This is a genomic window from Microbacterium sp. JZ37, from assembly GCF_035188445.1.
In the GTDB taxonomy this organism is placed as follows: Bacteria; Actinomycetota; Actinomycetes; order Actinomycetales; family Microbacteriaceae; genus Microbacterium; species Microbacterium barkeri.
The window spans coordinates 2,176,602-2,200,810 of sequence record NZ_CP045253.1 but is presented as its reverse complement, the minus strand read 5'-3'; the positions used below and the strand labels follow the sequence as shown (position 1 = coordinate 2,200,810).

Below are 24,209 nucleotides of genomic sequence, written 5' to 3'. Positions count from 1 at the left end.
CGAACACAACGGAGGACGCCATGGCGAACCCGCTCAAGAAGACGATGGTCTACCTCGGCCTCGCCGACGAGGAAGAGTACGAGGAAGAGGCCGCGGCGCAGTCCCGCACGCCGCGCGAAGAGCGCATCGTGCGCGAAGAGCGTCCGCACCGAGAGGAGAAGCTCATCGAAGAGGCAGCTCCCGCGCCCGTCACGCCGCTGCGTCGCCCCGCCGTGGTGCGCCAGCCCGCGTCCGGCGCGGTCAACGAGATCGTCACGGTCCACCCCAAGCAGTACCGCGACGCTCAGACCATCGCCGAGCACTTCCGCGACGGCATCCCCGTGATCATCAACCTCTCGCAGATGAGCGACGCCGACGCGCGCCGCCTCATCGACTTCGCGAGCGGCCTCTCGCTCGGCCTGTACGGCCGCATCGAGCGCGTCACGAGCAAGGTCTTCCTGCTGTCGCCGGAGAACATCGCCGTCTCGGGCGACGGGGCGATCGCGCACGCCGACATCGAGTCGGCGCCGTTCGCGCAGTCGTGACGGCCCCGCACAGCCGAATCGGGCAGAATCTTACGCTGTGAGCGCACTCGGACTCATCGCGTCGATCCTGAACTTCGCACTGCTGCTGTACATCTTCGTGCTCTTCGGGCGCCTCATCCTGGAGTACATCCCGATGTTCAACCGCGAGTGGCGTCCCAAGGGAGCGGTGCTCGTGCTCGCGGAGATCGCGTACACGCTCACCGACCCTCCGATCAAGATGTTCCGGCGAGTCATCCCCCCGCTTCGCGTCGGCGGGATCGCGATCGACTTCGCGTTCGCGCTCACGATGCTGCTCTGCTTCATCCTGCTGTCGGTGACGCGGACCCTCACCTATCTCTGACCCCTCCCCGGGTCGCGGCTCGGCAACGCCCATGAGCGGCGGTTATGCTGTCAGACACGGACACGTGCCAGGTTCGTTCCCGGCCGCCGACCGAGTACTCATCGAAAGAGGAGCCAAAACCATGGCATTGACCCCGGATGACGTCGTCACCAAGCAGTTCCAGCACGTCCGGTTCAAGGAGGGCTTCGACCCGGACGAGGTCGACGACTTCCTGGATGAGATCGTCGTCGAGTGGCGCAAGACCATCGAGGAGAACGAGCAGCTGAAGGCGAAGCTCGCTCAGTACGAGTCGGGCGAGGCCGCTCCGGCTCCTGCCGCCGCTGAGGCTCCCGCCGCCGAGGCCGCTCCGGCCCCTGCCGCCGAGGCGCCCGCCGCTCCGGCCCCCGCGCAGGAGGCTCCGGCCGCTGCTCCCGCGGTGTCGTCGACCGCCACGAGCGCCGCGAGCATCATCGAGCGCGCGCAGCGCCTGCACGACGAGCACGTCGCCGAGGGTCAGGCCACGGCCGAGCAGATCGTCAGCGAGGCGAACACCAAGGCGAGCCAGATCGTCTCGGAGGCCGAGGCCAAGCAGCGCGAGATCCACGCGAAGCTCGAGAGCGAGCGCAAGACGCTCGAGGGCCGCATCACGGAGCTCCGCCAGTTCGAGCGCGACTACCGTCAGCAGCTGCGCACGTACTTCGAGACCAAGCTCAAGGACCTCGACTCGTCGGCCACGCCCGCGAGCTCGACCCCGGTCTCGGCAATCGGTCTGTAAAGCCCGTCTTGTCGGGCCGACCCCCTCTGCGTGCGGCGGCGGCCGGTACGACGATCGCGATCCTCGCGATCGTCGTGCTGGCCGCCGACCAGTTCAGCAAGCAACTCGCCATCCAGAGTCTCGACCCCGGGCGCACGGTTCCCGTCGTCGGCGACGCTCTGCAGTGGCACCTCGTCTACAACCCGGGTGCGGCGTTCTCCCTCGGTGAGGGCGTGACCTGGGTTTTCACCCTCGCCATGGCGCTCGTCGCGTCGGCGATCGTCTGGCTCACGATCACGCGCATCCGCTCGCGGCTCTGGGCGGTCGTGCTCGGCCTGCTGCTCGGCGGCGTGCTCGGCAACCTCGTCGACCGGGTGTTCCGGGAGCCCGGGTTCGCCGTGGGCCACGTTGTCGACTTCATCCTGACGCCCTGGATGTGGTTCTGGACCACTCCCGCGATCTACAACGTCGCCGACATCTTCATCGTGTCGATGATGATCTCGGTCGCGCTGCTCACTCTCGTCGGCATCCGCTTCGACGGCTCGCGCGAGAAGGACCGCGCCGTCGCCGAGGGCGCGCATCCGGATGACGAGGGCGCCGACGCAGGACGGCACGCGTGAGCCAGTCCCGGCGGCTGCCGATCCCCGACGGGCTCGAGGGGACGCGCGTGGACGCGGCTCTCGCGAAGATGCTCGGCTTCTCGCGGACCTTCGCCGCCGAGGTCGCCGAGTCCGGCGGCGTGCAGGTCGACGGCGTCACGGTCGGCAAGTCCGACCGCGTCTCGGCCGGCTCCTGGCTCGACGTCGAGTGGCAGCCGAAGGAGGAGCCGCGGGTCGTGCCGGTCGAGGTGCCCGAGCTGGGCATCGTCCACCAGGACGACGACATCGTCGTCGTCGACAAGCCATCGGGAGTGGCGGCGCATCCCTCCCTCGGCTGGGAGGGGCCGACCGTGCTGGGTGCCCTTCTCGCCGCGGGCGTGCGCGTCGCGACGACGGGGGCTGCAGAGCGCCAGGGCATCGTGCATCGCCTCGACGTCGGCACGAGCGGGCTCATGGTCGTGGCGAAGACCGAGCGCGCCTACACGCTGCTCAAGCGCGCGTTCAAGGAGCGCACGGTCGACAAGATCTACCACGCGGTCGTGCAGGGCCACCCCGACCCGCTGACGGGGACGATCGACGCGCCGATCGGCCGCCATCCGAGCCATTCGTGGAAGTTCGCCGTCACTCCGGACGGCAAGGACTCCATCACGCACTACGAGACCATCGAGGCGTTCCCCGGCGCCTCGCTTCTCGAGATCCACCTCGAGACGGGCCGCACGCACCAGATCCGCGTGCACATGGCGGCGCACCGCCATCCCTGCGTCGGCGACCCCCTCTACGGCGCGGATCCGACGCTCTCGGCGCGCCTCGGACTCACGCGCCAGTGGCTGCACGCGCATGAGCTCGCGTTCGCGCATCCCGGATCGGGGGAGTGGGTGCAGTTCACCTCGGAGTACCCCGCGGATCTCGCCCACGCGCTCGCGGTCCTCCGCGGCGAGTAGCGCCGTCGCCCGCCCTCGGGCGGCGCGCGCCCGACACGCCCCCGGCTCCGTGTCGGACGCCGAACGTAGACTCGAGGCATGGCGTCTGATTCCTTCGTCCACCTCCACGTGCACAGCGAGTACTCGATGCTCGACGGGGCGGCGAAGCTCTCTGCGATGACGCAGGCGGCGGCCGACTACGGCATGCCGGCGATCGCGGTCACCGACCACGGCAACACGTTCGCGGCGTTCGAGTTCTACAAGGCCGCCAAGGCCTCGGGCGTGAAGCCGATCATCGGACTCGAGGCCTACGTCACGCCCGGAACGCACCGCAGCGACAAGTCGCGCGTGCAGTGGGGCTCGCCCGATCAGAAGAGCGACGACGTGTCGGGCTCCGGCGCGTACACGCACATGACGCTGTTCAGCGAGACGACGCAGGGCATGCACAACCTGTTCCGTCTCAGCTCGCTGTCGAGCATCGAGGGCTACTACTTCAAGCCCCGCATGGACCGCGAGCTGCTGCAGACGTACGGCAAGGGGCTCATCGCCACGACCGGATGTCCGTCGGGCGAGATCCAGACGCGCCTGCGCCTCGGGCAGTACGACGCCGCGCGCGCGGCAGCCGCCGAGTTCCAGGACATCTTCGGCAAGGAGAACTACTTCGCCGAGATCATGGATCACGGCCTCTCCATCGAGCGCCGGATCATGAGCGACCTCCTGCGTCTCGCGAAGGACCTCGGCATCCCGCTCGTCGCGACGAACGACTCGCACTACACGCACCAGCACGAGGCCGATGCGCACGCGGCGCTCCTCTGCGTGCAGTCCGGCTCGACGCTCGACGACCCCAACCGCTTCAAGTTCGACGGCGACGGCTACTACGTCAAGACCGCGCAGGAGATGCGCCAGCTCTTCCGCGACCATCCGGAGGCGTGCGACAACACGCTGCTCATCGCCGAGCGCTGCAACGTCGAGTTCAACACGTCGGCGAACTACATGCCGCGCTTCCCGGTGCCCGAGGGCGAGACCGAGGAGAGCTGGTTCGTGAAGGAGGTCGAGAAGGGCCTCCACTACCGGTACCCGAACGGCGTCCCGGAGGCGTCGCGCAAGCAGGCCGAGTACGAGATCGGCATCATCACCCAGATGGGGTTCCCCGGCTACTTCCTCGTCGTCGCCGACTTCATCAACTGGGCGAAGGACAACGGCATCCGCGTCGGTCCGGGCCGCGGCTCGGGCGCCGGCTCGATGGCCGCCTACGCGATGCGCATCACCGACCTCGACCCGCTCGAGCACGGACTCATCTTCGAGCGCTTCCTCAACCCCGACCGCGTCTCGATGCCCGACTTCGACGTCGACTTCGACGACCGCCGCCGTGGCGAGGTGATCGACTACGTCACCGAGAAGTACGGCTCCGAGCGCGTCGCGCAGATCGTCACGTACGGCACGATCAAGTCCAAGCAGGCGCTGAAGGACGCCGGCCGCGTGCTCGGCTTCCCGTTCAGCATGGGCGAGAAGCTCACGAAGGCCATGCCTCCGGCCGTGATGGGCAAGGACATGCCGCTCGACGGGATGTTCAACCCCGAGCACCCGCGCTACAAGGAGGCCAGCGAGTTCCGGACGGTCATCGAGACCGATCCCGAGGCGCGCACGGTCTTCGACCGCGCGGTCGGCCTCGAGGGCCTGAAGCGCCAGTGGGGCGTGCACGCGGCCGGTGTCATCATGTCGAGCGAGCCGCTCATCGACATCATCCCGATCATGCGCCGCGAGCAGGACGGGCAGATCGTCACGCAGTTCGACTACCCGGCGTGCGAGTCGCTGGGCCTCATCAAGATGGACTTCCTGGGGCTCCGGAACCTCACGATCCTCTCGGACGCGCTCGACAACATCCGCACCAACCGCGGCGAGGAGGTCGACCTCGAGCACCTGCCGCTCGACGACCGCGGTGCCTACGACCTGCTCTCCCGCGGCGACACGCTCGGCGTCTTCCAGCTCGACGGCGGCCCCATGCGCTCGCTTCTGCGGCTCATGAAGCCCGACAACTTCGAGGACATCTCGGCCGTCATCGCCCTGTACCGTCCGGGCCCCATGGGCGCGAACTCGCACACGAACTACGCGCTCCGCAAGAACGGGCAGCAGGAGATCACGCCGATCCACCCCGAGCTCGAGGAGCCGCTGCGCGAGATCCTCGACACGACCTACGGCCTCATCATCTACCAGGAGCAGGTGATGGCCATCGCCCAGAAGGTCGCGGGCTTCAGCCTCGGCCAGGCCGACATCCTCCGGCGCGCGATGGGCAAGAAGAAGAAGTCCGAGCTCGACAAGCAGTACGAGGGCTTCTCGAACGGCATGAAGGAGCGCGGGTTCGGCGAGGGCGCGATCAAGGCCCTCTGGGACATCCTGCTGCCCTTCTCGGACTACGCGTTCAACAAGGCGCACTCGGCCGCGTACGGCGTCGTCTCGTACTGGACCGCGTACCTCAAGGCGCACTATCCCGCCGAGTACATGGCGGCGGTCCTCACGAGCGTCGGCGACTCGCGCGACAAGCTCGCGATGTACCTGAACGAGTGCCGTCGGATGGGCATCCACGTGCTGCCGCCGGATGTCTCCGAGTCGATCGGCTTCTTCGCGGCCGTCGGCGACGACATCCGCTTCGGCCTCGGCGCGATCCGCAACGTCGGGTCGAACGTCGTGGACGGCATCATCGCCGCGCGCGAGGAGGGCCCCTACACCGACTTCCACGACTTCCTCCGCCGGGTGCCGATGCACGTCGCGAACAAGCGCACGGTCGAGTCGCTCATCAAGGCCGGCGCCTTCGACACGATGGGCTCGACGCGGCGCGCGCTGCTCGAGATCCACGAGCAGGCGGTCGAGTCCGCGGTCACCGACAAGCGCAATGCGGCGGGCGGCGCGATCGGATTCGACTTCGACAGCCTGTGGGATGAGCCAGAGGCCGTGCAGAAGGTGCCGGACCGCCCCGAGTGGACGAAGAAGGACAAGCTCGCCTTCGAGCGCGAGATGCTCGGGCTCTACGTGTCCGACCATCCGCTCGCGGGCCTCGAGGTGCCGCTCGCGAAGCACCGGTCGATCACGATCAGCGACCTGCTCGCCTCCGAGGACCTGCAGGATGGCGACCAGGTGACCGTCGCGGGGCTCGTCACGAGTGCGCAGCACCGCGTCGCGAAGTCGAGCGGAAACCCCTACGGCATGATCACCGTCGAGGACTTCGACGGCGAGGTCACGGTCATGTTCATGGGCAAGACGTACACGGAGTTCCAGCCGATCCTGCAGCAGGACTCGGTGCTGGCCGTGCGCGGCCGCGTGTCGCGCCGCGACGACGGGCTGAACATCCACGCGCAGATGGCGTTCGTGCCCGACGTGGGCGCGCTCGAGGTGTCGGGGCCGCTCACGCTGCTCCTTCCCGAGCAGCGTGCGACCGAGCGCGTCGCGCAGGACCTCGCGGAGGTCCTGCGGCGCCACCGCGGCGAGACCGAGGTGCGCCTGAAGATGCACCGCGGGCGCACGGCGAAGGTCTTCGAGATCCCGATGCCCGTCTCGATCACGGCCGAGCTCTTCGGCGACCTCAAGGCGCTCCTCGGGCCGCAGTGCATCGCGTGAGCGACCGCCCGGCGGGCAGGGGAGTCGTGCCCGCGGCCGCTCTGAAGCGCGGCAAGTAGGATCGACCCGCACCTCGACGGAAGGACACAGGGTGAGCGACCAGTACCCCGGCTACACGCCCCAGCCCGAACCGGCGGCGCACGCGCCGCGGGAGACGAACAGCGGGCGCCCGCAGAAGGGCGTCGGGCCGTTCACGGCGCGTGAGCTCATCCTCGTCATCGTCGGCGGCCTCGCGCTGCTGTTCTCGTTCTTCTCCATCGTGCGGTTCTCGTTCGTGCCGATCTGGGCATCGGGCCTCGACTGGATCCTCGGCGCCCTCCTCCCCGCCGCCGGCGCGTTCCTCATCCTGCTTCGCCGTCTCGCGCCCACGGCCGTCACCCGCGTCGGGTCGCTCGGCGTCGACCAGTTCGCCTCGGTCGCGTTCTCGGTGGGCGCGGTGCTGTGGGTGAGTCGCCTCGCCTGGGGTGCGCAGGGCGGCGAGTGGTTCCTCACATGGGTGCCCTGGCTCGAGGCGCTCCTCATGCTCGCCGGGGTGTTCTTCACGGTGGTCGCCCCCTTCGTCCCGCCCTTCCGCGAGGACTTCGACGGCCGTGAGGAGAGCCCCGCGCACCCCGCGGCCCGGAAGGCGCGTCCTGTCGCACGCGCGCCGCGTCCGCAGCCGGCCGCGCAGGGTGGATGGCCCCACGCGCCGGCCGGGCAGGGCGGCTGGCCGCAGGCGCCGGGAGCGCAGCAGGGCCAGCACCCGTACGGTCAGCAGTACGCGCAGACGCCGTACGGCCAGCAGCCCTACGGTCAGCAGCCCTACGGTCAGCAGCCCTACGGTCAGCAGCCCTACGGTCAGCAGGGCTACGGCCAGCAGCCGTACGGACAGGCCGGCTACGGTCAGCAGCCTTTCGGCCAGCAGCCCTACGGCCAGCAGGCCGGCCAGCCGGGTCAGGCCGCATACGGCCAGCAGGCCGGCCAGCCGGGTCAGGCCGCATACGGCCAGCAGCACGGTGCCGCGCAGGACGCCTGGGTCGCTCCGGGCGCGAATCCCTACGTGACTCCGGCGGCAGCCGCTCCGGAGGACCCGTCGGCGCCCGAGTCCGCCGCGGCGCCCGAGTCCGCCGCGGCGGCCGAGGAGCAGCCGGCGCCCGAGCAGGCGTCGGCCGTGCAGCCTGCCGATGAGGGTCTCTACGACACGATCCTCAGCGACGACGAGCCGCGCGGCGCCGAGCATGGTGTGCACGAGACCGAGGTCTTCTCCGACGTCGAGGTCACCGAGCCCGATGCCGAGCAGCCGGCGCCCGCGCCCCATGACGGCGCCGACGAGCTGTCGCGACTTGTCGAGGGCTCCGAGGGTTCCCCGACGGCCGATGCTCAGACGACCCAGGCCGTCGAGCGTCCGACCGCCGCCCAGCCCTTCTGGGCCCTCGTCCCGGTCGAGCGCGACGTCGTGGACGAGAGCGGCGATCCGCTGTTCCGCATCGGGCCCACGGCCTGGGCCCTCGTCCTGGAGGACCGCGGCGACGTCTTCGTCGTGCGCGACGACGACGGCCGCATCGGCTACCTGCACGACGTGTCCGGCGTGACGCGCGGCTGATCGCCCTCGCCGACGGCCTCTCCTCGCTGCGAGGGGAGGCCGTCTGTCATGAGCACGTCGCCGCCGCGGGATAATTGATGCATGCGCACCATCGACCTCCGCGGCCGCTCGCTCACTCCCGCCGAGCTGCTGGCCGTCGTCCCCCGTGCCGCCGAGGCGCTGCAGACGGCGGCGTCGGTCGCCGTCGAGATCGTCGCCGACGTCCGCGCCCGTGGCGAGGCGTCCCTGCGGGAGCAGGCCGAGAGGTTCGACCGCGTCTCGGGGCACGAGATCCGCGTGCCGACCGAGCACATCGCCGAGGCGGTGGCGGGGCTCGAGCCCGAGGTGCGCTCGGCGCTCGAGCGGGCCATCGACCGCGTGCGCGCGGCATCCGCCGCACAGGTGCCCGAGGGGCGTGAGACGCGCATCGGGCAGGGAGCCCGCATCATCCAGCGCTGGCAGCCCGTCGCCCGTGCCGGCGTCTACATCCCGGGCGGGAAGGCCGTCTACCCGTCGAGCGTCGTGATGAACGTCGTGCCCGCGCAGGTTGCGGGCGTCGAGAGCATCGCACTCGCGTCGCCTCCGCAGGCCGACCAGGGCGGCCGCGTGCACCCGACGATCCTCGCTGTGGCGGGCCTGCTCGGCGTCGACGAGGTCTACGCGATGGGCGGGGCCGGTGCGATCGGCGCGCTCGCGGCGGGCGTGCCCTCGCTCGGCCTCGATCCGGTCGACGTCGTGTCGGGGCCGGGGAACAACTTCGTCGCGGCGGCCAAGCGCGCCGTCGCGGGCTTCGTCGGCACGGACGCCGAGGCCGGCGCGACCGAGATCCTCGTCGTGGCCGATGGCGCCGCCGATCCGCGCCTCATCGCCTACGACCTGGTGAGCCAGGCCGAGCACGACGAGCAGGCCTCGGCCGTGCTCGTCACGACGTCGGCTGCGCTCGCCGACGCGGTCGCGGCCGAGCTCGCGCGCATCGCGCCGCTCACCCGCCACGCCGATCGCGTCGCGACCGCCCTCGCGGGGGAGCAGTCGGCGATCGTGCTCGTCGACGATGAGGCGACCGCTGAGGCGTTCAGCAACGCCTATGCGCCCGAGCACCTCGAGCTGCACCTCGAGGACGCATCTCGCGCGGCGGCGCGGTACACGAGTGCGGGCGCCGTCTTCGTCGGCGGCTTCGCTCCGGTGAGCCTCGGCGACTACCTCGCGGGGTCGAACCACGTGCTGCCGACGGGCGGGCAGGCGCGCTACGCCGCAGGACTCGGCGCGCACACGTTCCTGCGACCGCAGCAGGTCATCGAGTACGACCGGGATGGCCTCGCCGAGGTCGCCGACGCGATCGTCGCGCTCGCGAACGCCGAAGCGCTCCCGGCGCACGGCGAGGCGATCACGGCCCGATTCGCAGGAACCGCCGAGTAGGCTGACGCGCTATGCACTGCCCGTTCTGCCGCCACGGCGACTCCCGCGTCATCGACTCGCGCACGAGCGACGACGGCCTCTCGATCCGGCGTCGACGGCAGTGCCCGCAGTGCGGGGGCCGCTTCTCGACCATCGAGACCGCGAGCCTCAACGTCATCAAGCGGTCGGGCGCCGCTGAGCCGTTCAGCCGGGAGAAGGTCGTCGCCGGTGTGCGCAAGGCCTGCCAGGGGCGCCCGGTCACGGACGCCGACCTCGCGATCCTCGCGCAGCGCGTGGAGGAGTCGCTGCGGCAGACCGGGCTGAGCCAGATCGACGCGAACGACATCGGCCTGGCCATCCTCGGCCCGCTCCGGGAGCTCGACGAGGTCGCGTATCTGCGGTTCGCGAGCGTGTACCAGGCGTTCGACTCGCTCGAGGACTTCGAGGCGTCGATCGCCGACCTGCGCGCGGACCACGCGCGGCGCCGCAGCGCAGAGGCTCCGTCGGCGAACTGACGGCGGCACCCGATACCCTGGCGGGGATGTATCCCCTCCTCTTCACGCACGTCCTCTCGCGCTTCGACCCCGAGGTCGCGCACCACCTCGCCATGCCCGTGATCCGGGCCATGGGCATCCGCCCGATCTCCTGGGTGGCGCGCGCTCTCACGCGCCCGGCTCCGGAGCTGCGCGTGAAGGCGCTCGGGCACGAGTTCCCGACGCCGTTCGGCGTCGCCGCGGGATTCGACAAGAACGCCGTGGCCGTGCGTGGTCTGGACGCCCTCGGGTTCGGCCATGTCGAGGTCGGCACCCTCACCGCGATCCCGCAGCCGGGCAACCCCCGTCCGCGCCTGTTCCGTCTCGTGGCCGACCGGGCGCTCATCAACCGGATGGGCTTCAACAACGCCGGCGCGGAGGCGGCCGCGCGGCGACTCGCCCGACTGCGCCGCGGAGGCGCCGTCGTGGGGGTGAACATCGGCAAGAGCCGGGTGGTCGCCGTCGAGGACGCAACGGCCGACTACGTCGCGAGCGCCCGCATGCTCAGCCCGCTCGCCGACTACCTGGCCGTGAACGTGTCATCGCCCAACACGCCGGGCCTGCGCGGGCTGCAGGCCGTCGAGACGCTGCGCCCCCTGCTCACCGCGGTCAAGGACGCGGCGGGGGAGACACCCCTGCTCGTCAAGATCGCGCCCGACCTGCCCGACGACGAGGTCGAGGGTGTGACGCGTCTTGCCCTCGAGCTCGGGCTCGCGGGCCTCATCGCCACGAACACGACGATCTCGCGCGAGGGCCTCACCGCCGACCCCGCGACGATCATCGCAGCGGGCGAGGGCGGCCTCTCCGGCGCTCCGCTCAAGGCGCGCTCGCTCGAGGTGCTGCGGATCGTCCGGTCGGTCGCGACCGATCCCGGCTTCTGCGTCATCTCGGTCGGCGGCGTCGAGACGGCCGAAGAGGTGCAGGAGCGCCTCGACCTGGGCGCGACGCTCGTGCAGGGGTACAGCGCCTTCATCTACGAGGGCCCGCTCTGGGCCCGCAGGATCAACCGCGACCTGAACGCGCTGCGAGCTCCGGGCGCTGTGCGCCCGGACGTTGAGCGAGCGTAGCGAGTCGAAACGCAGCGCGTCGAGAAAAGAGAAGCCCCGGAGCCGACGGCTCCGGGGCTTCTGCCATGCGTCTCAGACCGCGGGGTACTGGCCCCGCTTGACCTGCGCCTTGGGGAGGCGCATGAAGCGCATCTGCACCGAGCGCATCGCGGCGTACCAGCCGAGGCCCTTCTCGAGCTTGTCCTTGCCGCCGAACTTCTCTGCCGCCTTCGTCTTCACGCGCCGCGACAGGATGATCATGTCGCCCACGGCGAAGAGGATGAAGACCCAGAGCACGATGAACGACCAGTACTGGGTCGCCGGCGACGGGATGAACGTGGCGACGATGACGAGCACCATCATCGGCATGAGGAACTCGCCGAGGTGCCAGCCTGCGTCGGTCCAGTCACGGGCGAACCGCTTCTGCGGGCCCTTGTCGCGCAGGGGGAGGTACTTCTCCTCGCCGTTCGCCATGCCGATGCGGGCACGCTCCTGGCGTGCGCGCAGCTCGGCCTTCGCCGCCTGGCGGGCCTCCTTGGTGTCGGGCACGAGGGGTCGACGGCGAGCCGCCTCGCGCTCGGCGCGGGTCGGGGTGGGGCGCCCCTTCCCGACGGGGGGCGTCGCCTCGGACGCGTCGTTCTCGGCGGGTGGTGTCTTGGCCATGAGGGAACCTCGGAAGTCTCGTCGCGGGATGTACCTAAGATTACCGGCATGACCTCCCAGCTCCCTGCGGAACCCCAGCTCATCGACGCCGCGGAGGGCGGCATCCCCTCGGCGCTCGCCGATCTCGGGCGCCTCGTGCGCATTCCCGGAATCGCATGGCCGGCTTTCGACCAGGAGCAGCTGCAGCGCAGCGCGCAGGCGATCGCGCAGCTCGCGGAGGACACCGGCGTCTTCGACGAGGTCCGCGTCCGCACCGCGGCGATCCCGGAGACGGGGGAGCAGGGGCAGCCGGCCGTGCTCGCGACGCGCGCGGCGCGCAACGGCCGCCCGACGGTCATGCTCTACGCCCACCACGACGTGCAGCCCCCGGGCGACGAGGCGCTCTGGGAGACGCCGCCGTTCGAGCCGACGGTGCGCGACGGGCGCCTCTACGGGCGCGGTGCGGCGGACGACAAGGCCGGCGTCATGGCGCATATCGCCGCCCTGCGCGCCCTGCGCGAGACGTACGGCGATGATCTCGACCTCGGCATCGTCCTCTTCGTCGAGGGCGAGGAGGAGTACGGCTCGCGGTCGTTCACGTCGTTCCTCGCCGATCACGCCGAGGAGATGCGCTCAGACGTCATCGTCGTCGCCGACTCGGGCAACTGGGACGCGGAGACCCCGGCCGTGACGGTATCCCTCCGCGGGAATGCGAAGTTCCACCTCACCGTCCGCACCCTCGACCACGCGTCGCACTCCGGGATGTTCGGAGGGGCCGTGCCCGACGCGATGATGGCGACCATCCGCCTCCTCTCCACGCTGTGGAACGACGACGGCTCCGTCGCCGTCGACGGGCTCGCCGCACGCGAGGCGGAGACGCCCGCCTACGACGAGGACACACTGCGCAGCGAGACCGGGCTCCTGCCGGGCGTCCAGCCCATCGGGAACAGCAGCATCCTCTCGCGGATCTGGAACAAGCCGTCGATCACCGTGACCGGCATCGACTTCACGAGCGTCGCGGCCGCATCGAACACCCTGTCGCCCGAGGTCACGGTCGTCGTGAGCGCCCGTGTGGCACCGGGGCAGAGCGCGCAGGACGCGTACGACGCGATCGAGAGGCATCTTCGCGCCCACGCGCCCTTCGGCGCCGAGCTGGCCTTCAGCGAGATCGACCTCGGGAACGGCTTCCTCGTCGACACGAGCGGATGGGCCGTGGAGACCGCGCGCGGGGCGATGCGCGACGGCTACGGCAAGGATCCGGTCGACCTGGGGGTGGGCGGGTCCATCCCGTTCATCGCCGACCTCGTCGAGCGGTACCCCGGCGCGCAGATCCTCGTGACCGGCGTGGAAGACCCTCACTCGCGCGCGCACAGCCCGAACGAGTCGCTCCATCTCGACACGTTCCGCCACGCCGTGCTCGCCGAGACCCTCCTCCTCGCACGCGCGAACGCGCGCACCGTCTGATCACGTCGCGCTGAGCCCGCACCCGGCGGGCGGCGGTACGATGGATCGACCCCGCCGCCTGCGCGGCCGTCCCCGAAGGAGCGTCATGACAGACACGACACTTGCGGCCGATGCCGCGACGCGCGCTCACGGCGTGAGCCTCACCGACGCCGCAGCCGCGAAGGTCAAGAGCCTGCTCGAGCAGGAGGGTCGCGACGACCTGCGCCTGCGCGTCGCCGTGCAGCCCGGCGGCTGCTCGGGCCTCATCTACCAGCTGTACTTCGACGAGCGCTACCTCGAGGGCGACGAGACCGTCGACTTCGACGGCGTCGAGGTCATCGTCGACAACATGAGCATCCCGTACCTCGACGGCGCTCAGATCGACTTCAAGGACACGATCTCGGAGCAGGGCTTCACGATCGACAACCCGAACGCATCGGGTTCCTGCGCCTGCGGCGACAGCTTCCACTGACCCCGCCCCGCGAAAAGCCCCGCGCCACGCCGGAGCGGGGCTTTCGTGTGCCCAGACGGGCCCTGCGAACCGGGGCACGCGCTGGAAGGTTGGCCAGAATCGCATGTGCGGTTGCCCTAGACTTGAAGACGCCCTATCCACGTTCGAAAGGTGAATTCGTGCCGTCGAAACGCCATCTCCGCTGGGCTGCGATCCCCGCGATCGCTGCGGCAGCCGTCGCTCTCGCAGGGTGCACGCCCACGGAACTGCACGGATACCTCCCCGGGTTCGATGAGTCCGGGACGCCCACCACCGACCAGGCGCCCATCATCGCGTCGCTCTGGGTGGGCTCGTGGGTCGCGGCGCTCGTCGTCGGCATCATCACCTGGGGCCTCATGCTCTGGGCGATGGTCGTGTACCGCCGCCGCAAGGGCCAGACGGGGCTGCCCGTGCAGCTCCGCTACAACATGCCCATCGAGATCTTCTTCACCTCGGTGCCGCTCATCCTCGTGCTCGGCCTCTTCGCCTTCACGGCGCGCGACCAGGCGATCATCGAGACGCCGCACGAGGACCCCGACGTGACGATCACGGCGATCGCCAAGCAGTGGGCCTGGGACTTCCAGTACAACGGCGAGGCCGAGGACGGCTCGGACACCGTCTGGACGATGGGCGTCCAGGCGCAGCCCGAGGACAACGGCGACATCGACCAGGACGAGCTGCCCACCCTCGTGCTCCCGGTCGACAAGCGCGTCACGATCGACCTGCAGTCGCGCGACGTCATCCACTCGTTCTGGATCATCGACTTCCTCTACAAGAAGGACATGTACCAGGGACACGAGAACTCGTGGTCGTTCATCCCGACCCGCGAGGGCGAGTACCAGGGCAAGTGCGCCGAGCTCTGCGGCGAGTACCACTCGATGATGCTCTTCAACGTGAAGGTCGTCAGCGAGGCCGAGTACGAGGCGTACCTCGACGAGCTCGAGGCCAAGGGCCAGACGGGCGACATCACCGACGCCTACGACCGTCTCGCCAACAACCCCGGCACCGGGGCTGCCAGCACCACGGAAGAGGAGCACTGATCATGGCGACCGTCACGGAGCGCCCGACCACGCTGCCTCCCCGCCAGGCCGCTCTCCTGAGCGGCTCGCGCGTGGAGCAGAAGGGCAACATCGTGGTCAAGTGGATCACCTCCACCGACCACAAGACCATCGGGTACATGTACCTGATCGTGTCGCTGCTGTTCTTCGCGCTCGGCGGCGTCATGGCCCTCGTCATCCGCGCGGAGCTCTTCGCGCCGGGCATGCAGATCATCCCGACGAAGGAGCAGTACAACCAGCTCTTCACGATGCACGGCACCGTGATGCTGCTCATGTTCGCGACGCCGCTCTTCGCGGGCTTCGCGAACGCCCTCCTGCCCCTGCAGATCGGTGCGCCTGACGTCGCGTTCCCGCGTCTGAACGCCTTCGCCTTCTGGCTGTTCACGTTCGGATCGCTCATCGCGGTCGCGGGCTTCCTCACGCCGCAGGGTGCGGCCTCGTTCGGATGGTTCGCCTACCAGCCGCTCGCCAACGCGTCGTTCACGCCCGGCATCGGCGGCAACCTCTGGATGCTCGGTCTCGGCATCTCGGGCTTCGGCACGATCTTCGGCGGTGTGAACTTCATCACGACGATCATCACGATGCGCGCACCGGGCATGACGATGTGGCGCATGCCGATCTTCACGTGGAACACGCTCATCACGAGCCTGCTCATCCTGATCGCGTTCCCCGTGCTCGCGGCCGCCATGTTCGCCGCCGCCTCCGACCGCATCTTCGGCTCGCACATCTACGACCCGGCGAACGGCGGCGTGCTCCTCTGGCAGCACCTGTTCTGGTTCTTCGGCCACCCCGAGGTGTACATCATCGCGCTGCCGTTCTTCGGCATCGTGTCGGAGATCTTCCCGGTCTTCAGCCGCAAGCCGATCTTCGGCTACAAGACGCTCGTCTACGCGACGATCGCGATCGCCGCGCTGTCCGTCTCGGTGTGGGCGCACCACATGTACGTCACGGGCGCCGTCCTGCTGCCGTTCTTCGCCCTCATGACGATGCTCATCGCCGTCCCGACCGGCGTGAAGATCTTCAACTGGATCGGCACGCTCTGGCGCGGCTCGGTGACGTTCGAGACGCCCATGGTCTTCGCCCTCGGCTTCCTCGTGTCGTTCGTCTTCGGCGGCCTGACTGGCGTCATCCTCTCGTCGCCGCCGCTCGACTTCCACCTGAGCGACTCGTACTTCGTCGTGGCGCACTTCCACTACGTCGTGTTCGGCACGGTCGTGTTCGCGATGTTCGCCGGCTTCTACTTCTGGTGGCCGAAGTGGACGGGCCGGATGCTCAACGAGCGCCTCGGCTACGTGCACTTCTGGATGCTGTTCATCGGCTTCCACATGACGTTCCTCATCCAGCACTGGCTGGGCGTCGACGGCATGGTCCGCCGCTACGCGGACTACTCGGAGGCCGACGGATGGACCTGGGGCAACCAGCTCTCCACGGTGGGTGCGGTCATCCTCGGCGCCTCGATGCTGCCGTTCCTCCTCAACGTGTGGATCACGGCGCGCACCGCGCCGCGCATCACGGTCAACGACCCGTGGGGCTACGGCGCCTCGCTCGAGTGGGCCACCTCGTGCCCGCCGCCGCGCCACAACTTCACGTCGATCCCGCGGATCCGCAGCGAGCGCCCGGCGTTCGACCTCAACCACCCCGAGGCCGGCGTGCCCGTGGGTGTCGGACCGGCCAAGGACGCGCCTGACGCGCCCGCGGTGGACCTCGCCGATGGGAAGGTGAAGTAATGCGCTCCAACGTCGTCATCTGGTGGCTGCTCAGCGGGTTCTTCCTGCTCTGCGCGGTCATCTACGTCGGGTGGGGGCTCGCCTACTACGGCGGCCACATCGAGTGGGTGGGCGCTGTGGCGCTCCTCTTCACGGCCTTCATGGCCGCTCTGATCGCCTTCTACGTCCAGTTGGTCCACAAGGGCCAGCACGGTGTGGAGCTCCCCGAGGATCGTCTCGACGCCGACATCGACGATGGCGAGACCGAGCAGGGCGAGTTCAGCCCGTGGTCGTGGTGGCCCCTCGTGCTCGGCAGCGCCGTGGCGGTGGGCGCCGTCTCGCTCGCGACCGCGCACTTCCTGATCCCCGTCGCGGCCGGCCTGCTGATCGTCGCCCTCTTCGGGTGGGTCTACGAGTACTACCGCGGCAACTTCGCGCGCTGAGCAGCGCACGCGCCGCAGAGGCCCCGATCCGGTTCGTCCGGGTCGGGGCCTCTTCCGTTCATGCTCTTGTCACCCGAGGCCGATACCGGACGGCGACGGCTCCTGAACCGAACTCGCGTCGAGCCACGGGCTCGAGCTCGATGCGCGCGCGCAGACCGGAGAGCAGGGTCGGTCCGCTCCCGGCGAGCACGGGGTGGACGACGAACTCGTACTCGTCGATGAGCCCCCGATCGGCAAGGGCGAGGGGAAGCCGCACACCGCCGACCCACAGGTCCTCGCCCGGCTCCTCCTTCAGGCGCTGGACCGCGGTGCCGACGTCGCCTTCGAGGAGCTCGGCGTTCCAATCCACCTTGTCGAGTGTGGCGGACACGACGTACTTCCGAGCGCCGTCGATGGCTTCGGCGAACGCGACCTCGGCGCCGCCCATCCATCCCGGCCATTCACCGGAGGCCGGTCGTCGCCAGGCGGACTCCATCATCTCGTACGTCACGCGGCCGAAGACGAGGGCATCGGCCCGCTCCATCTCCTCCGTCCAGTACCGCATGGACTCGTCGTCGGGCGGGAGTCCTGCGTCGTGGTGGCAGCACCCGTCGAGGGTGACGTTGATCGAGTAGCGAAGCGTTCTCATCCCGGCGCTCTCTCTGCTGCATGGCACGCCCCGGGCCGGGGCGCCCGACGCCGCTCACTCTACGCGCGCCGCTAGGTTCGGAGCATGGGATCTCTTCGCCGACTGGCCGTGCTCGACGACTACCAGCGCGTGGCGGCGTCCTACGCCGACTGGGATGCGCTCCGCGCGCGAGGCGTCGACGTGGTCTTCTTCCACGAGCACCTCGGGGATGATGCCGCTCGCGCTCTGCAGGGCTTCGACGCGATCGCGGCGATGCGCGAGCGCACGGCCTTCGACCGGGCCGCTCTCGAGCGCCTGCCCGCTCTGCGCCTTCTCGTCACGACAGGGATGGCCAACGCGTCCATCGACCTCGCGGCGGCGCGCGAGCGAGGCATCGTCGTCGCCGGGACGCCCGGCTCCGCGGCCGGTGCTCCTGAGCTCACCTGGGCGCTCCTGCTGGCCGCCCTCCGGAACCTCCCCGTCGAGGACGGGAACGCGCGCAGCGGGGCCTGGCAGCAGACCGTCGGGCGCGAGGCGGAGGGGATGACGCTCGGCATCGTCGGGCTCGGACGCATCGGCTCGCGCATCGCCCGCTATGCGCATGCGTTCGGGATGTCGGTGGCCGCGTGGAGCCCGCATCTCACGGACGAGCGCTCCGCTGCCGCCGGCGCCGAGCGCGCGGCGACGCTGCTCGAGCTCGCCGAACGAGCGGACATCCTCTCGCTCCACCTGCGGCTGTCCGACAGCACGCGTCTCGTCGTGGGGGAGAGGGAGCTGCGCGCGCTCGGCCCGGACGGACTGCTCGTGAACACGGCGCGCGCGGGCCTGGTCGACACGGACGCTCTCGTCCGCGGGCTGACGGAGGGATGGCTCGGCGGCGCCGCGCTCGACGTGTTCGACACCGAGCCGCTTCCGCATGACCATCCGCTCGCGTCGGCGCCGCGGACCGTCCTCACGCCTCACCTCGGCTACGTGACGAGCGCGTCGTACGAGGTGTTCTATCCGGCGATCGTGGAGAACGTGCAGGCGTTCCTGGATGGCGCGCCCATCCGCGTGCTCGGCTGACAGAGCCGGTGACAGCAGAAGGGCCCCGGATCCGAGGATCCGGGGCCCTTCTGCTGAACCCGTTGGCTCAGTGCTTGTCGTGGCCCGACTCGAGCTCACCGTGGGCGTGCCCGTCGCCGTACTCGTGAAGCACGTGCTGCTGGTGCTCGAGCGCCGCGCGGTACTCCGTCTCGGTGACCGGAGCGAGGCGGTCCTCGAAGAACCAGCGCGAGAGGCCCGCGCGGAGCTTCTGGCCGGCCGTGATGCGGCCACGGTCGTCAGGACGGACGACGAGAGGCTCGTACGTCTCCTCCGCGACGAGCTTCCAGCGCTCGTACTCGTTCACGGGCTTGTGCACCTCGCGGTACTCGCCGCCGGGGAGGCGGACGATGCGGCCCGACTCGTAGCCGTGGAGGACGATCTCGCGGTCCTTCTTCTGCAGCGCGATGCAGACGCGCTTCGTGATGAAGTACACGACCACCGGGGCGAGGATCAGCGAGATCTGGAGGAAGAGGATGACTCCCTCCATCGTCAGGCGGAAGTGCGTCGCGATGATGTCCGACGAGGCAGCGGCCCACAGCGTCGCGTAGAAGACCACGCCGGCGGCGCCGATCGCGGTGCGCGTCGCGGCGTTGCGCGGGCGCTGGGCGATGTGGTGCTCGCGCTTGTCGCCCGTGATCCACGCCTCGATGAAGGGGTAGAACATGACGACCACGATGAAGAGGCCGAGGACGACGAGCGGGATGAGGATGCCGAACGACAGCGTGTAGTTGCCGATGACGACGTCGAGGTGCGACGGGGCGAGACGCAGCGCGCCGTCCGCGAAGCCGATGTACCAGTCGGGCTGGGTTCCGGCCGAGACGGGGGACGGGTCGTAGGGACCGTAGTTCCAGATCGGGTTGATCTGCACGAGCGATGCGATGAGCACGATCGCGCCGAACACGATGAAGAAGAAGCCGCCCATCTTGGACATGTAGACCGGCATCATCGGGTAGCCCACGACGTTCTCGTTCGTGCGGCCGGGGCCGGCGAACTGCGTGTGCTTGTTGACGATCATGAGCAGCAGGTGCACGGCGATCAGGCCGATGACGAGCAGCGGCAGGATCAGGATGTGCAGCGTGTACAGGCGGCCCACGATGTCGGTGCCGGGGAACTCGCCGCCGAAGAGGAGGTACGAGGTCCACGTGCCGATGAGCGGGATGCCCTTGATCATGCCGTCGATGATGCGGAGGCCGTTGCCCGAGAGGAGGTCGTCGGGGAGCGAGTAGCCCGTGAAGCCCTCGGCCATCGCGAGGATGAAGAGGACGAAGCCGATGACCCAGTTCAGCTCGCGCGGCTTGCGGAACGCGCCCGTGAAGAACACGCGGAGCATGTGGATGCCGATGCCCGCCACGAAGACGAGCGCCGCCCAGTGGTGGATCTGGCGGACGAGCAGGCCGCCGCGGATGTCGAAGCTGATGTGCAGCGTCGACTCCATGGCCGCGGACATCGGGATGCCGCGCATCGGCAGCCAGGCGCCGTCGTAGTGCGTCTCGACCATCGACGCCTGGAAGAAGAACGTGAGGTACGTGCCCGAGAGCAGGACCACGACGAACGACCACAGCGCGATCTCGCCGAGCATGAACGACCAGTGGTCGGGGAAGACCTTGCGTCCGAGGGCCTTGACGAAGCCGGACATGCTCGTCCGCTCGTCGATGTAGTTCGCCGTCGCGCCGACGAAGCGTCCGCCGAGGGGCTTCTCCTGCGGCTTGTCAGTGACGGTTGCGGTGCTCAATGACGCTCCCAGAAGCTCGGGCCGACGGGTTCGGTGAAGCCGCTCTTGGCGACGAGGTAGCCCTCGTCGTCGACGGTGATGGGCAGCTGCGGCAGCGGACGCGCGGCGGGGCCGAAGACGACCTTCGCGTGGTCGGACACGTCGAACTGCGACTGGTGGCAGGGGCACAGGAGGTGGTGCGTCTGCTGCTCGTACAGGGCGACGGGGCAGCCGACGTGCGTGCACACCTTCGAGTACGCGACGATGCCGTCGTACGACCAGTCCTTGCGCTCCTCGCTCTCCGTGAGCTGCTCGGGGAGCAGGCGGACGAGGAGGACGATGGCCTTCGCCTTCTCCTCGAGGTAGCCGTCGGAGTGCGACAGCGACGCGAGCGACTCGGGGATGATGTGGAACGCCGACCCGAGCGTGACATCCGACGCCTTGACGGGCGTGCCCTCGGGGTCGAGCACGAGGCGCTCGCCCTTCTCCCACATCGTCTCGTTGAGCAGCTGGACCGGGTCCTTGCCGTCGTTCGGGGCGAGGTTGCGGAAGAGCGTGATGCCCGGGATGATGCTGGCCGCGAGAGCCGCGAACAGCGAGTTCCGGATCATCTTGCGGCGTCCGAAGCCGGACTCCTCGTTCGCGTCGGCGAAGGCCTTGACGGCGGCCGCGCGCGTCGGCTCGGAGCCGCGGGTCGTGTGGCGCTCCTCGACGAACTCCTTGTCGCTCATGATCGCCTTGGACCAGTGGATGGCCCCGATGCCGATCGCGAGCAGCGCGAACGCGATGCCGAGTCCGATGAACAGGTTGTTGTTCCGGATGGCCGACATCGTGGCGTTGTCGCCCTCGATGGGGAACAGCATGTAGGCGGCGACCGCCCAGATGCTCGCCGCCACCGAGACGTAGAACAGCGTGTAGATCGTGCGGACCGCACGGCGGTTGGCCTGCGGGTCCTTGTCCGTGATGCGCGCCCGGTGCGGGGGGAGCCCCGGGTTCTTCACGGGGTCGTCGACCGCGACGGCGAGGCCGGGAGAAGGCCGGTAGGCCTTCTCGACCGCCTGCGTGTCGTGCTCGTGTGCCATGTCGCTCTTGTCCTCTTCGTTCGCCATGCTCAGTTCGACTTCGCCGTGATCCACACCGTGATGGCCACGAGGCCGCCGATGCCGAAGATCCACACGAAGAGACCCTCCGCGACGGGGCCGAGCGAGCCGATCGTGAAGCCGCCGGGCGCCTGCTGCTCCTGCTGGTAGAGGAGAGCGGAGATGATGTCGCGCTTGTCCTCGGGCGTGAGGTTCATGTTGTTGAAGACGGGCATGTTCTGCGGGCCGGTGACCATGGCCGCGTAGATGTGCAGGGCGCTCGTGTCCTGGATGTCCGGGGCCCACTTGCCCTGGGTGAGCGCGCCGCCGGCTGCGGCGACGTTGTGGCACATGGCGCAGTTGATGCGGAACAGCTCAGCGCCGCGCGCGAGGTCGCCCTGCCCGTCGAGCACGTGGTCCGACGGGAAGTCGGGGCCGGGGGCGACCGACTGCACGTACTCGGCCATCGCGAGGATCTGCTCCTCGGTGAACTGGACCGGCTTCTGGTCGGCCTGCGGGCCCTGGGCGGCCATCGGCATGCGGCCGGTGGAGACCTGGAACTCGACCGCAAGCGCGCCGACGCCGTACAGCGAGGGGCCGTCGTCCGTGCCCTGCAGGTCGAGGCCGTGGCAGGTGGCGCAGTTCGCCTGGAACAGCTTCTCGCCGTCCTCGGCGGTCAGGCTCGTCTCGGCCGCGGTGGGCTGGCTCGTCGCGGCGACGGCCGCGGACGCGCCGGCGTAGATGCCGCCGGACAGGACGAGGCCGATGCCGATGAGGGCTGCTGCGGCGAGGGGGCTGCGACGGCCGTGGGAGCGGCGCTTCTTCTCTCGTGCCATGGGGATGTTGTTGCTCCGCTCTTACTTCAGGAAGTAGATGACCGCGAACAGGGCGATCCAGACGACGTCGACGAAGTGCCAGTAGTACGACACGACGATCGCCGTGGTGGCTTCCTTGTGCGTGAACTTCTTGACCGCGTACGCGCGGCCGATGGTGAACAGGAACGCGACGAGGCCGCCGGTCACGTGCATGGCGTGGAAGCCGGTCGTGAGGTAGAAGGCCGACGAGTACGAGTCGGCGCCGTACGGCATGCCCTCGCTGACGAGCTGCGCGTACTCCCAGACCTGGCCGGAGACGAAGATCGCGCCCAGTGCGAAGGTCACCCAGAACCACGGGACCATGCCCCAGCTCTTCCAGCCGTTGCCCTTGACGGTGTAGGGCTGCATGCGCTCCGCGGCGAACACGCCCATCTGGCACGTGACACTCGAGAGCACGAGGATGATCGTGTTCACGAGCGCGAACGGCACGTTGAGGAGCTCGGTGCGGCTCTCCCAGAGCTCAGGGGAGGTGCTGCGGAGGGTGAAGTAGATCGCGAACAGACCCGCGAAGAACATGACCTCGCTGCCGAGCCAGACGATCGTGCCGACGGCGACGGGATCGGGGCGCTTCACGGTTCTCGGCGCAGGGGCATACGTAGCTGAGGTCGTCACCCGTCCATTATGGCCGATATCGGGGAGTGATTTTGGCACCGGAGGGTGTGCGTCGCACCCTCCGGCGACTTAGGTTCGCCTTACAACCTGCTGGGAGACCGCCCCGCATGCGCCCTAAGATCGAGGCATGATCGATGAGCTCAGCTGGCCGTCCGTTCTGACCACGGTGCTGTCCCGTCAGGACCTCAGCGTGTCGGAGGCGACCTGGGCCATGCGGCAGGTCATGCAGGGTCAGGCGACGCCCGCTCAGCTCGGCGGATTCCTGCTCGCCCTGCGCGCCAAGGGGGAGTCGGTCGAGGAGATCATCGGCTTCCGCGACGCGATCCTCGAGGCCGCCGTGCCGCTGCCCGTCGATCCGCGTGTGCTCGACATCGTCGGGACCGGGGGCGATCGCTTCGGCACCGTCAACATCTCCTCGACGGCATCGATCATCGTGGCGGCCACGGGCATCCCCGTCGTGAAGCACGGCAACAAGGCCGCGAGCTCCAAGTCGGGTGCATCGGATGTCCTGAGCGCGCTGGGCATCGACCTGCGCCTCCCGGCCGAGGCCGTCGCGCAGGTGCTCGACGCGGCCGGCATCACGTTCGCCTGGGCCGCCGCGTTCCATCCGGGCTTCAAGCACGCGGGCCCGACGCGCGCCGAGCTGGGCGTCCCGACCGTCTTCAACTACCTCGGGCCGCTCGTGAACCCGGCGCGCGCCGAGGCGAACGCGGTGGGCGTCGCGCAGATCGAGAGCGTTCCGCTCATCACCGGCGTGTTCCGCACGCGCGGCGCGACGGCCCTCGTGTTCCGCGGCGAGGACGGGCTCGACGAGCTCACGACGACGGGGTACAGCCGCATCTGGGAGATCTCGAACGGCGACATGCACGAGTTCGACATCCATCCGCGCGACATCGGCATCCCGACGGCGCAGATGGAGGACCTCCTCGGCGGCACCCCCGAGCACAACGCCGATGTGCTGCGTCGCACGCTCGCGGGCGAGGAGGGCGCTGTCCGGGACATCGTCCTGCTCAACGCCGCGGCGGGGATCGTGGCCTACCGGCTGTCGCAGGACCCGACGCAGGCCCAGCGCAACATGATCCAGCGGCTCACCGAGGCGCGCGACGAGGCGGCGGCCGCGGTGGACGACGGGCGGGCGACCGCGAAGCTCGAGGAGTGGATCGCGGCGACGCAGCGGTTCAGCGTCGCCTGATC

23 protein-coding genes are annotated in these 24,209 nt (G+C 69.4%); 17 read left to right on the top strand and 6 right to left on the bottom strand.

Features of this window, described 5'->3' with window-relative positions; translation table 11 throughout:
* Positions 1 to 20 precede the first annotated feature (20 nt).
* The 10 genes from GC092_RS10175 (at position 21) to GC092_RS10130 (ending at position 11,284) form a co-directional block, all read left to right on the top strand.
* Positions 21 to 524 (top strand): cell division protein SepF, encoded by a 504-nt coding sequence (locus tag GC092_RS10175; protein WP_271173260.1) that lies wholly within the window; start codon positions 21 to 23, stop codon positions 522 to 524.
* A 37-nt stretch (positions 525 to 561) separates the two neighbouring features.
* Positions 562 to 864 carry a YggT family protein gene (locus tag GC092_RS10170; protein ID WP_271173259.1) on the top strand — a complete coding sequence of 101 codons (303 nt, stop codon included), beginning with the start codon at positions 562 to 564 and terminating at the stop codon, positions 862 to 864.
* 121 nt (positions 865 to 985) lie between these two features.
* Positions 986 to 1,618: a DivIVA domain-containing protein gene (locus tag GC092_RS10165; RefSeq protein ID WP_282979114.1), complete on the top strand. Its 633-nt coding sequence runs from the start codon at positions 986 to 988 to the stop codon at positions 1,616 to 1,618.
* Positions 1,619 to 1,626: 8 nt separating this feature from the next.
* Positions 1,627 to 2,217, top strand: a complete 591-nt coding sequence (gene lspA / locus GC092_RS10160) for a signal peptidase II (protein ID WP_324011754.1) — start codon at positions 1,627 to 1,629, stop codon at positions 2,215 to 2,217.
* Positions 2,214 to 3,137 (top strand): RluA family pseudouridine synthase, encoded by a 924-nt coding sequence (locus tag GC092_RS10155; RefSeq protein WP_324011752.1) that lies wholly within the window; start codon positions 2,214 to 2,216, stop codon positions 3,135 to 3,137. The genes lspA and GC092_RS10155 overlap by 4 nt, the downstream gene beginning before the upstream one ends.
* A 78-nt stretch (positions 3,138 to 3,215) precedes the next feature.
* Entirely contained in the window at positions 3,216 to 6,728 is a 3,513-nt protein-coding gene (gene dnaE / locus GC092_RS10150) for a DNA polymerase III subunit alpha (protein WP_271173255.1), read from the top strand.
* A 91-nt stretch (positions 6,729 to 6,819) separates the two neighbouring features.
* Entirely contained in the window at positions 6,820 to 8,310 is a 1,491-nt protein-coding gene (locus tag GC092_RS10145) for a hypothetical protein (protein WP_324011749.1), read from the top strand.
* Between the two features lie 81 nt (positions 8,311 to 8,391).
* On the top strand, positions 8,392 to 9,705 hold the full coding sequence (gene hisD / locus GC092_RS10140) for a histidinol dehydrogenase (protein ID WP_324011747.1): 1,314 nt from the start codon (positions 8,392 to 8,394) through the stop codon (positions 9,703 to 9,705).
* Between the two features lie 11 nt (positions 9,706 to 9,716).
* Positions 9,717 to 10,199, top strand: coding sequence for a transcriptional regulator NrdR (nrdR, locus tag GC092_RS10135; protein ID WP_271173252.1), 483 nt, complete (start codon positions 9,717 to 9,719; stop codon positions 10,197 to 10,199).
* A gap of 26 nt (positions 10,200 to 10,225) precedes the next feature.
* Positions 10,226 to 11,284, top strand: a complete 1,059-nt coding sequence (locus GC092_RS10130; RefSeq protein ID WP_324011746.1) for a quinone-dependent dihydroorotate dehydrogenase — start codon at positions 10,226 to 10,228, stop codon at positions 11,282 to 11,284.
* Between the two features lie 72 nt (positions 11,285 to 11,356).
* Here the strand turns inward: GC092_RS10130 and GC092_RS10125 are convergent, their stop codons facing one another.
* Positions 11,357 to 11,926 carry a DUF3043 domain-containing protein gene (locus tag GC092_RS10125; RefSeq protein ID WP_271173250.1) on the bottom strand — a complete coding sequence of 190 codons (570 nt, stop codon included), beginning with the start codon at positions 11,924 to 11,926 and terminating at the stop codon, positions 11,357 to 11,359.
* A 48-nt stretch (positions 11,927 to 11,974) separates the two neighbouring features.
* Between GC092_RS10125 and GC092_RS10120 the strand changes: the two genes are divergently transcribed.
* From GC092_RS10120 to GC092_RS10100, 5 genes are all read left to right on the top strand, one after another.
* On the top strand, positions 11,975 to 13,369 hold the full coding sequence (locus GC092_RS10120) for a dipeptidase (protein WP_324011743.1): 1,395 nt from the start codon (positions 11,975 to 11,977) through the stop codon (positions 13,367 to 13,369).
* Between the two features lie 85 nt (positions 13,370 to 13,454).
* On the top strand, positions 13,455 to 13,820 hold the full coding sequence (erpA, locus tag GC092_RS10115) for an iron-sulfur cluster insertion protein ErpA (protein ID WP_271173248.1): 366 nt from the start codon (positions 13,455 to 13,457) through the stop codon (positions 13,818 to 13,820).
* A 158-nt stretch (positions 13,821 to 13,978) separates the two neighbouring features.
* Positions 13,979 to 14,878, top strand: a complete 900-nt coding sequence (coxB, locus tag GC092_RS10110) for an aa3-type cytochrome oxidase subunit II (protein WP_324011740.1) — start codon at positions 13,979 to 13,981, stop codon at positions 14,876 to 14,878.
* Between the two features lie 2 nt (positions 14,879 to 14,880).
* A complete protein-coding gene (ctaD, locus tag GC092_RS10105) occupies positions 14,881 to 16,623 on the top strand; it encodes an aa3-type cytochrome oxidase subunit I (RefSeq protein ID WP_271173246.1) in 1,743 nt (580 codons plus the stop codon).
* Positions 16,623 to 17,045: an aa3-type cytochrome oxidase subunit IV gene (locus GC092_RS10100; RefSeq protein WP_271173245.1), complete on the top strand. Its 423-nt coding sequence runs from the start codon at positions 16,623 to 16,625 to the stop codon at positions 17,043 to 17,045. The genes ctaD and GC092_RS10100 overlap by 1 nt, the downstream gene beginning before the upstream one ends.
* 58 nt (positions 17,046 to 17,103) lie before the next feature.
* Here the strand turns inward: GC092_RS10100 and GC092_RS10095 are convergent, their stop codons facing one another.
* The gene (locus tag GC092_RS10095) at positions 17,104 to 17,673 is read right to left on the bottom strand and encodes a dihydrofolate reductase family protein (protein ID WP_324011737.1); all 570 of its coding nucleotides are present in this window, start codon (positions 17,671 to 17,673) and stop codon (positions 17,104 to 17,106) included.
* An 84-nt stretch (positions 17,674 to 17,757) separates the two neighbouring features.
* On the opposite strand from GC092_RS10095, the gene GC092_RS10090 reads away from it, so the two are divergent.
* The gene (locus GC092_RS10090; RefSeq protein ID WP_324011735.1) at positions 17,758 to 18,717 is read left to right on the top strand and encodes a D-2-hydroxyacid dehydrogenase family protein; all 960 of its coding nucleotides are present in this window, start codon (positions 17,758 to 17,760) and stop codon (positions 18,715 to 18,717) included.
* A 67-nt stretch (positions 18,718 to 18,784) separates the two neighbouring features.
* On the opposite strand, the gene GC092_RS10085 is transcribed toward GC092_RS10090, so the two are convergent.
* Genes GC092_RS10085 through GC092_RS10070 form a run of 4 tightly spaced genes read right to left on the bottom strand, consistent with a single transcriptional unit; the run spans position 18,785 to position 23,015 of the window.
* Complete coding sequence (locus tag GC092_RS10085) at positions 18,785 to 20,470, bottom strand: cytochrome bc1 complex cytochrome b subunit (RefSeq protein WP_271173242.1); 1,686 nt, start codon at positions 20,468 to 20,470, stop codon at positions 18,785 to 18,787.
* On the bottom strand, positions 20,467 to 21,531 hold the full coding sequence (locus tag GC092_RS10080) for a cytochrome bc1 complex Rieske iron-sulfur subunit (RefSeq protein WP_271173241.1): 1,065 nt from the start codon (positions 21,529 to 21,531) through the stop codon (positions 20,467 to 20,469). The genes GC092_RS10085 and GC092_RS10080 overlap by 4 nt, the downstream gene beginning before the upstream one ends.
* Before the next feature lie 29 nt (positions 21,532 to 21,560).
* Complete coding sequence (locus GC092_RS10075; protein ID WP_324011731.1) at positions 21,561 to 22,364, bottom strand: cytochrome bc1 complex diheme cytochrome c subunit; 804 nt, start codon at positions 22,362 to 22,364, stop codon at positions 21,561 to 21,563.
* Positions 22,365 to 22,385: 21 nt separating this feature from the next.
* Positions 22,386 to 23,015 carry an aa3-type cytochrome oxidase subunit III gene (locus tag GC092_RS10070; RefSeq protein WP_271173239.1) on the bottom strand — a complete coding sequence of 210 codons (630 nt, stop codon included), beginning with the start codon at positions 23,013 to 23,015 and terminating at the stop codon, positions 22,386 to 22,388.
* Positions 23,016 to 23,142: 127 nt separating this feature from the next.
* Between GC092_RS10070 and trpD the strand changes: the two genes are divergently transcribed.
* The gene (trpD, locus tag GC092_RS10065; RefSeq protein WP_271173238.1) at positions 23,143 to 24,207 is read left to right on the top strand and encodes an anthranilate phosphoribosyltransferase; all 1,065 of its coding nucleotides are present in this window, start codon (positions 23,143 to 23,145) and stop codon (positions 24,205 to 24,207) included.
* Positions 24,208 to 24,209 lie beyond the last annotated feature (2 nt).

Excerpts from the sequence above, each read along its gene's own strand:
- GC092_RS10175 (WP_271173260.1), top strand. The coding sequence starts at position 21 with ATGGCGAACCCGCTCAAGAAGACGATGGTCTACCTCGGCCTCGCCGAC.
- GC092_RS10165 (WP_282979114.1), top strand. The coding sequence starts at position 986 with ATGGCATTGACCCCGGATGACGTCGTCACCAAGCAGTTCCAGCACGTC.
- dnaE (WP_271173255.1), top strand. The coding sequence starts at position 3,216 with ATGGCGTCTGATTCCTTCGTCCACCTCCACGTGCACAGCGAGTACTCG.
- hisD (WP_324011747.1), top strand. The coding sequence starts at position 8,392 with ATGCGCACCATCGACCTCCGCGGCCGCTCGCTCACTCCCGCCGAGCTG.
- nrdR (WP_271173252.1), top strand. The coding sequence starts at position 9,717 with ATGCACTGCCCGTTCTGCCGCCACGGCGACTCCCGCGTCATCGACTCG.
- GC092_RS10130 (WP_324011746.1), top strand. The coding sequence starts at position 10,226 with ATGTATCCCCTCCTCTTCACGCACGTCCTCTCGCGCTTCGACCCCGAG.
- GC092_RS10125 (WP_271173250.1), bottom strand. The coding sequence starts at position 11,926 with ATGGCCAAGACACCACCCGCCGAGAACGACGCGTCCGAGGCGACGCCC.
- GC092_RS10120 (WP_324011743.1), top strand. The coding sequence starts at position 11,975 with ATGACCTCCCAGCTCCCTGCGGAACCCCAGCTCATCGACGCCGCGGAG.
- erpA (WP_271173248.1), top strand. The coding sequence starts at position 13,455 with ATGACAGACACGACACTTGCGGCCGATGCCGCGACGCGCGCTCACGGC.
- ctaD (WP_271173246.1), top strand. The coding sequence starts at position 14,881 with ATGGCGACCGTCACGGAGCGCCCGACCACGCTGCCTCCCCGCCAGGCC.
- GC092_RS10100 (WP_271173245.1), top strand. The coding sequence starts at position 16,623 with ATGCGCTCCAACGTCGTCATCTGGTGGCTGCTCAGCGGGTTCTTCCTG.
- GC092_RS10095 (WP_324011737.1), bottom strand. The coding sequence starts at position 17,673 with ATGAGAACGCTTCGCTACTCGATCAACGTCACCCTCGACGGGTGCTGC.
- GC092_RS10090 (WP_324011735.1), top strand. The coding sequence starts at position 17,758 with ATGGGATCTCTTCGCCGACTGGCCGTGCTCGACGACTACCAGCGCGTG.
- GC092_RS10080 (WP_271173241.1), bottom strand. The coding sequence starts at position 21,531 with ATGGCACACGAGCACGACACGCAGGCGGTCGAGAAGGCCTACCGGCCT.
- GC092_RS10075 (WP_324011731.1), bottom strand. The coding sequence starts at position 22,364 with ATGGCACGAGAGAAGAAGCGCCGCTCCCACGGCCGTCGCAGCCCCCTC.
- trpD (WP_271173238.1), top strand. The coding sequence starts at position 23,143 with ATGATCGATGAGCTCAGCTGGCCGTCCGTTCTGACCACGGTGCTGTCC.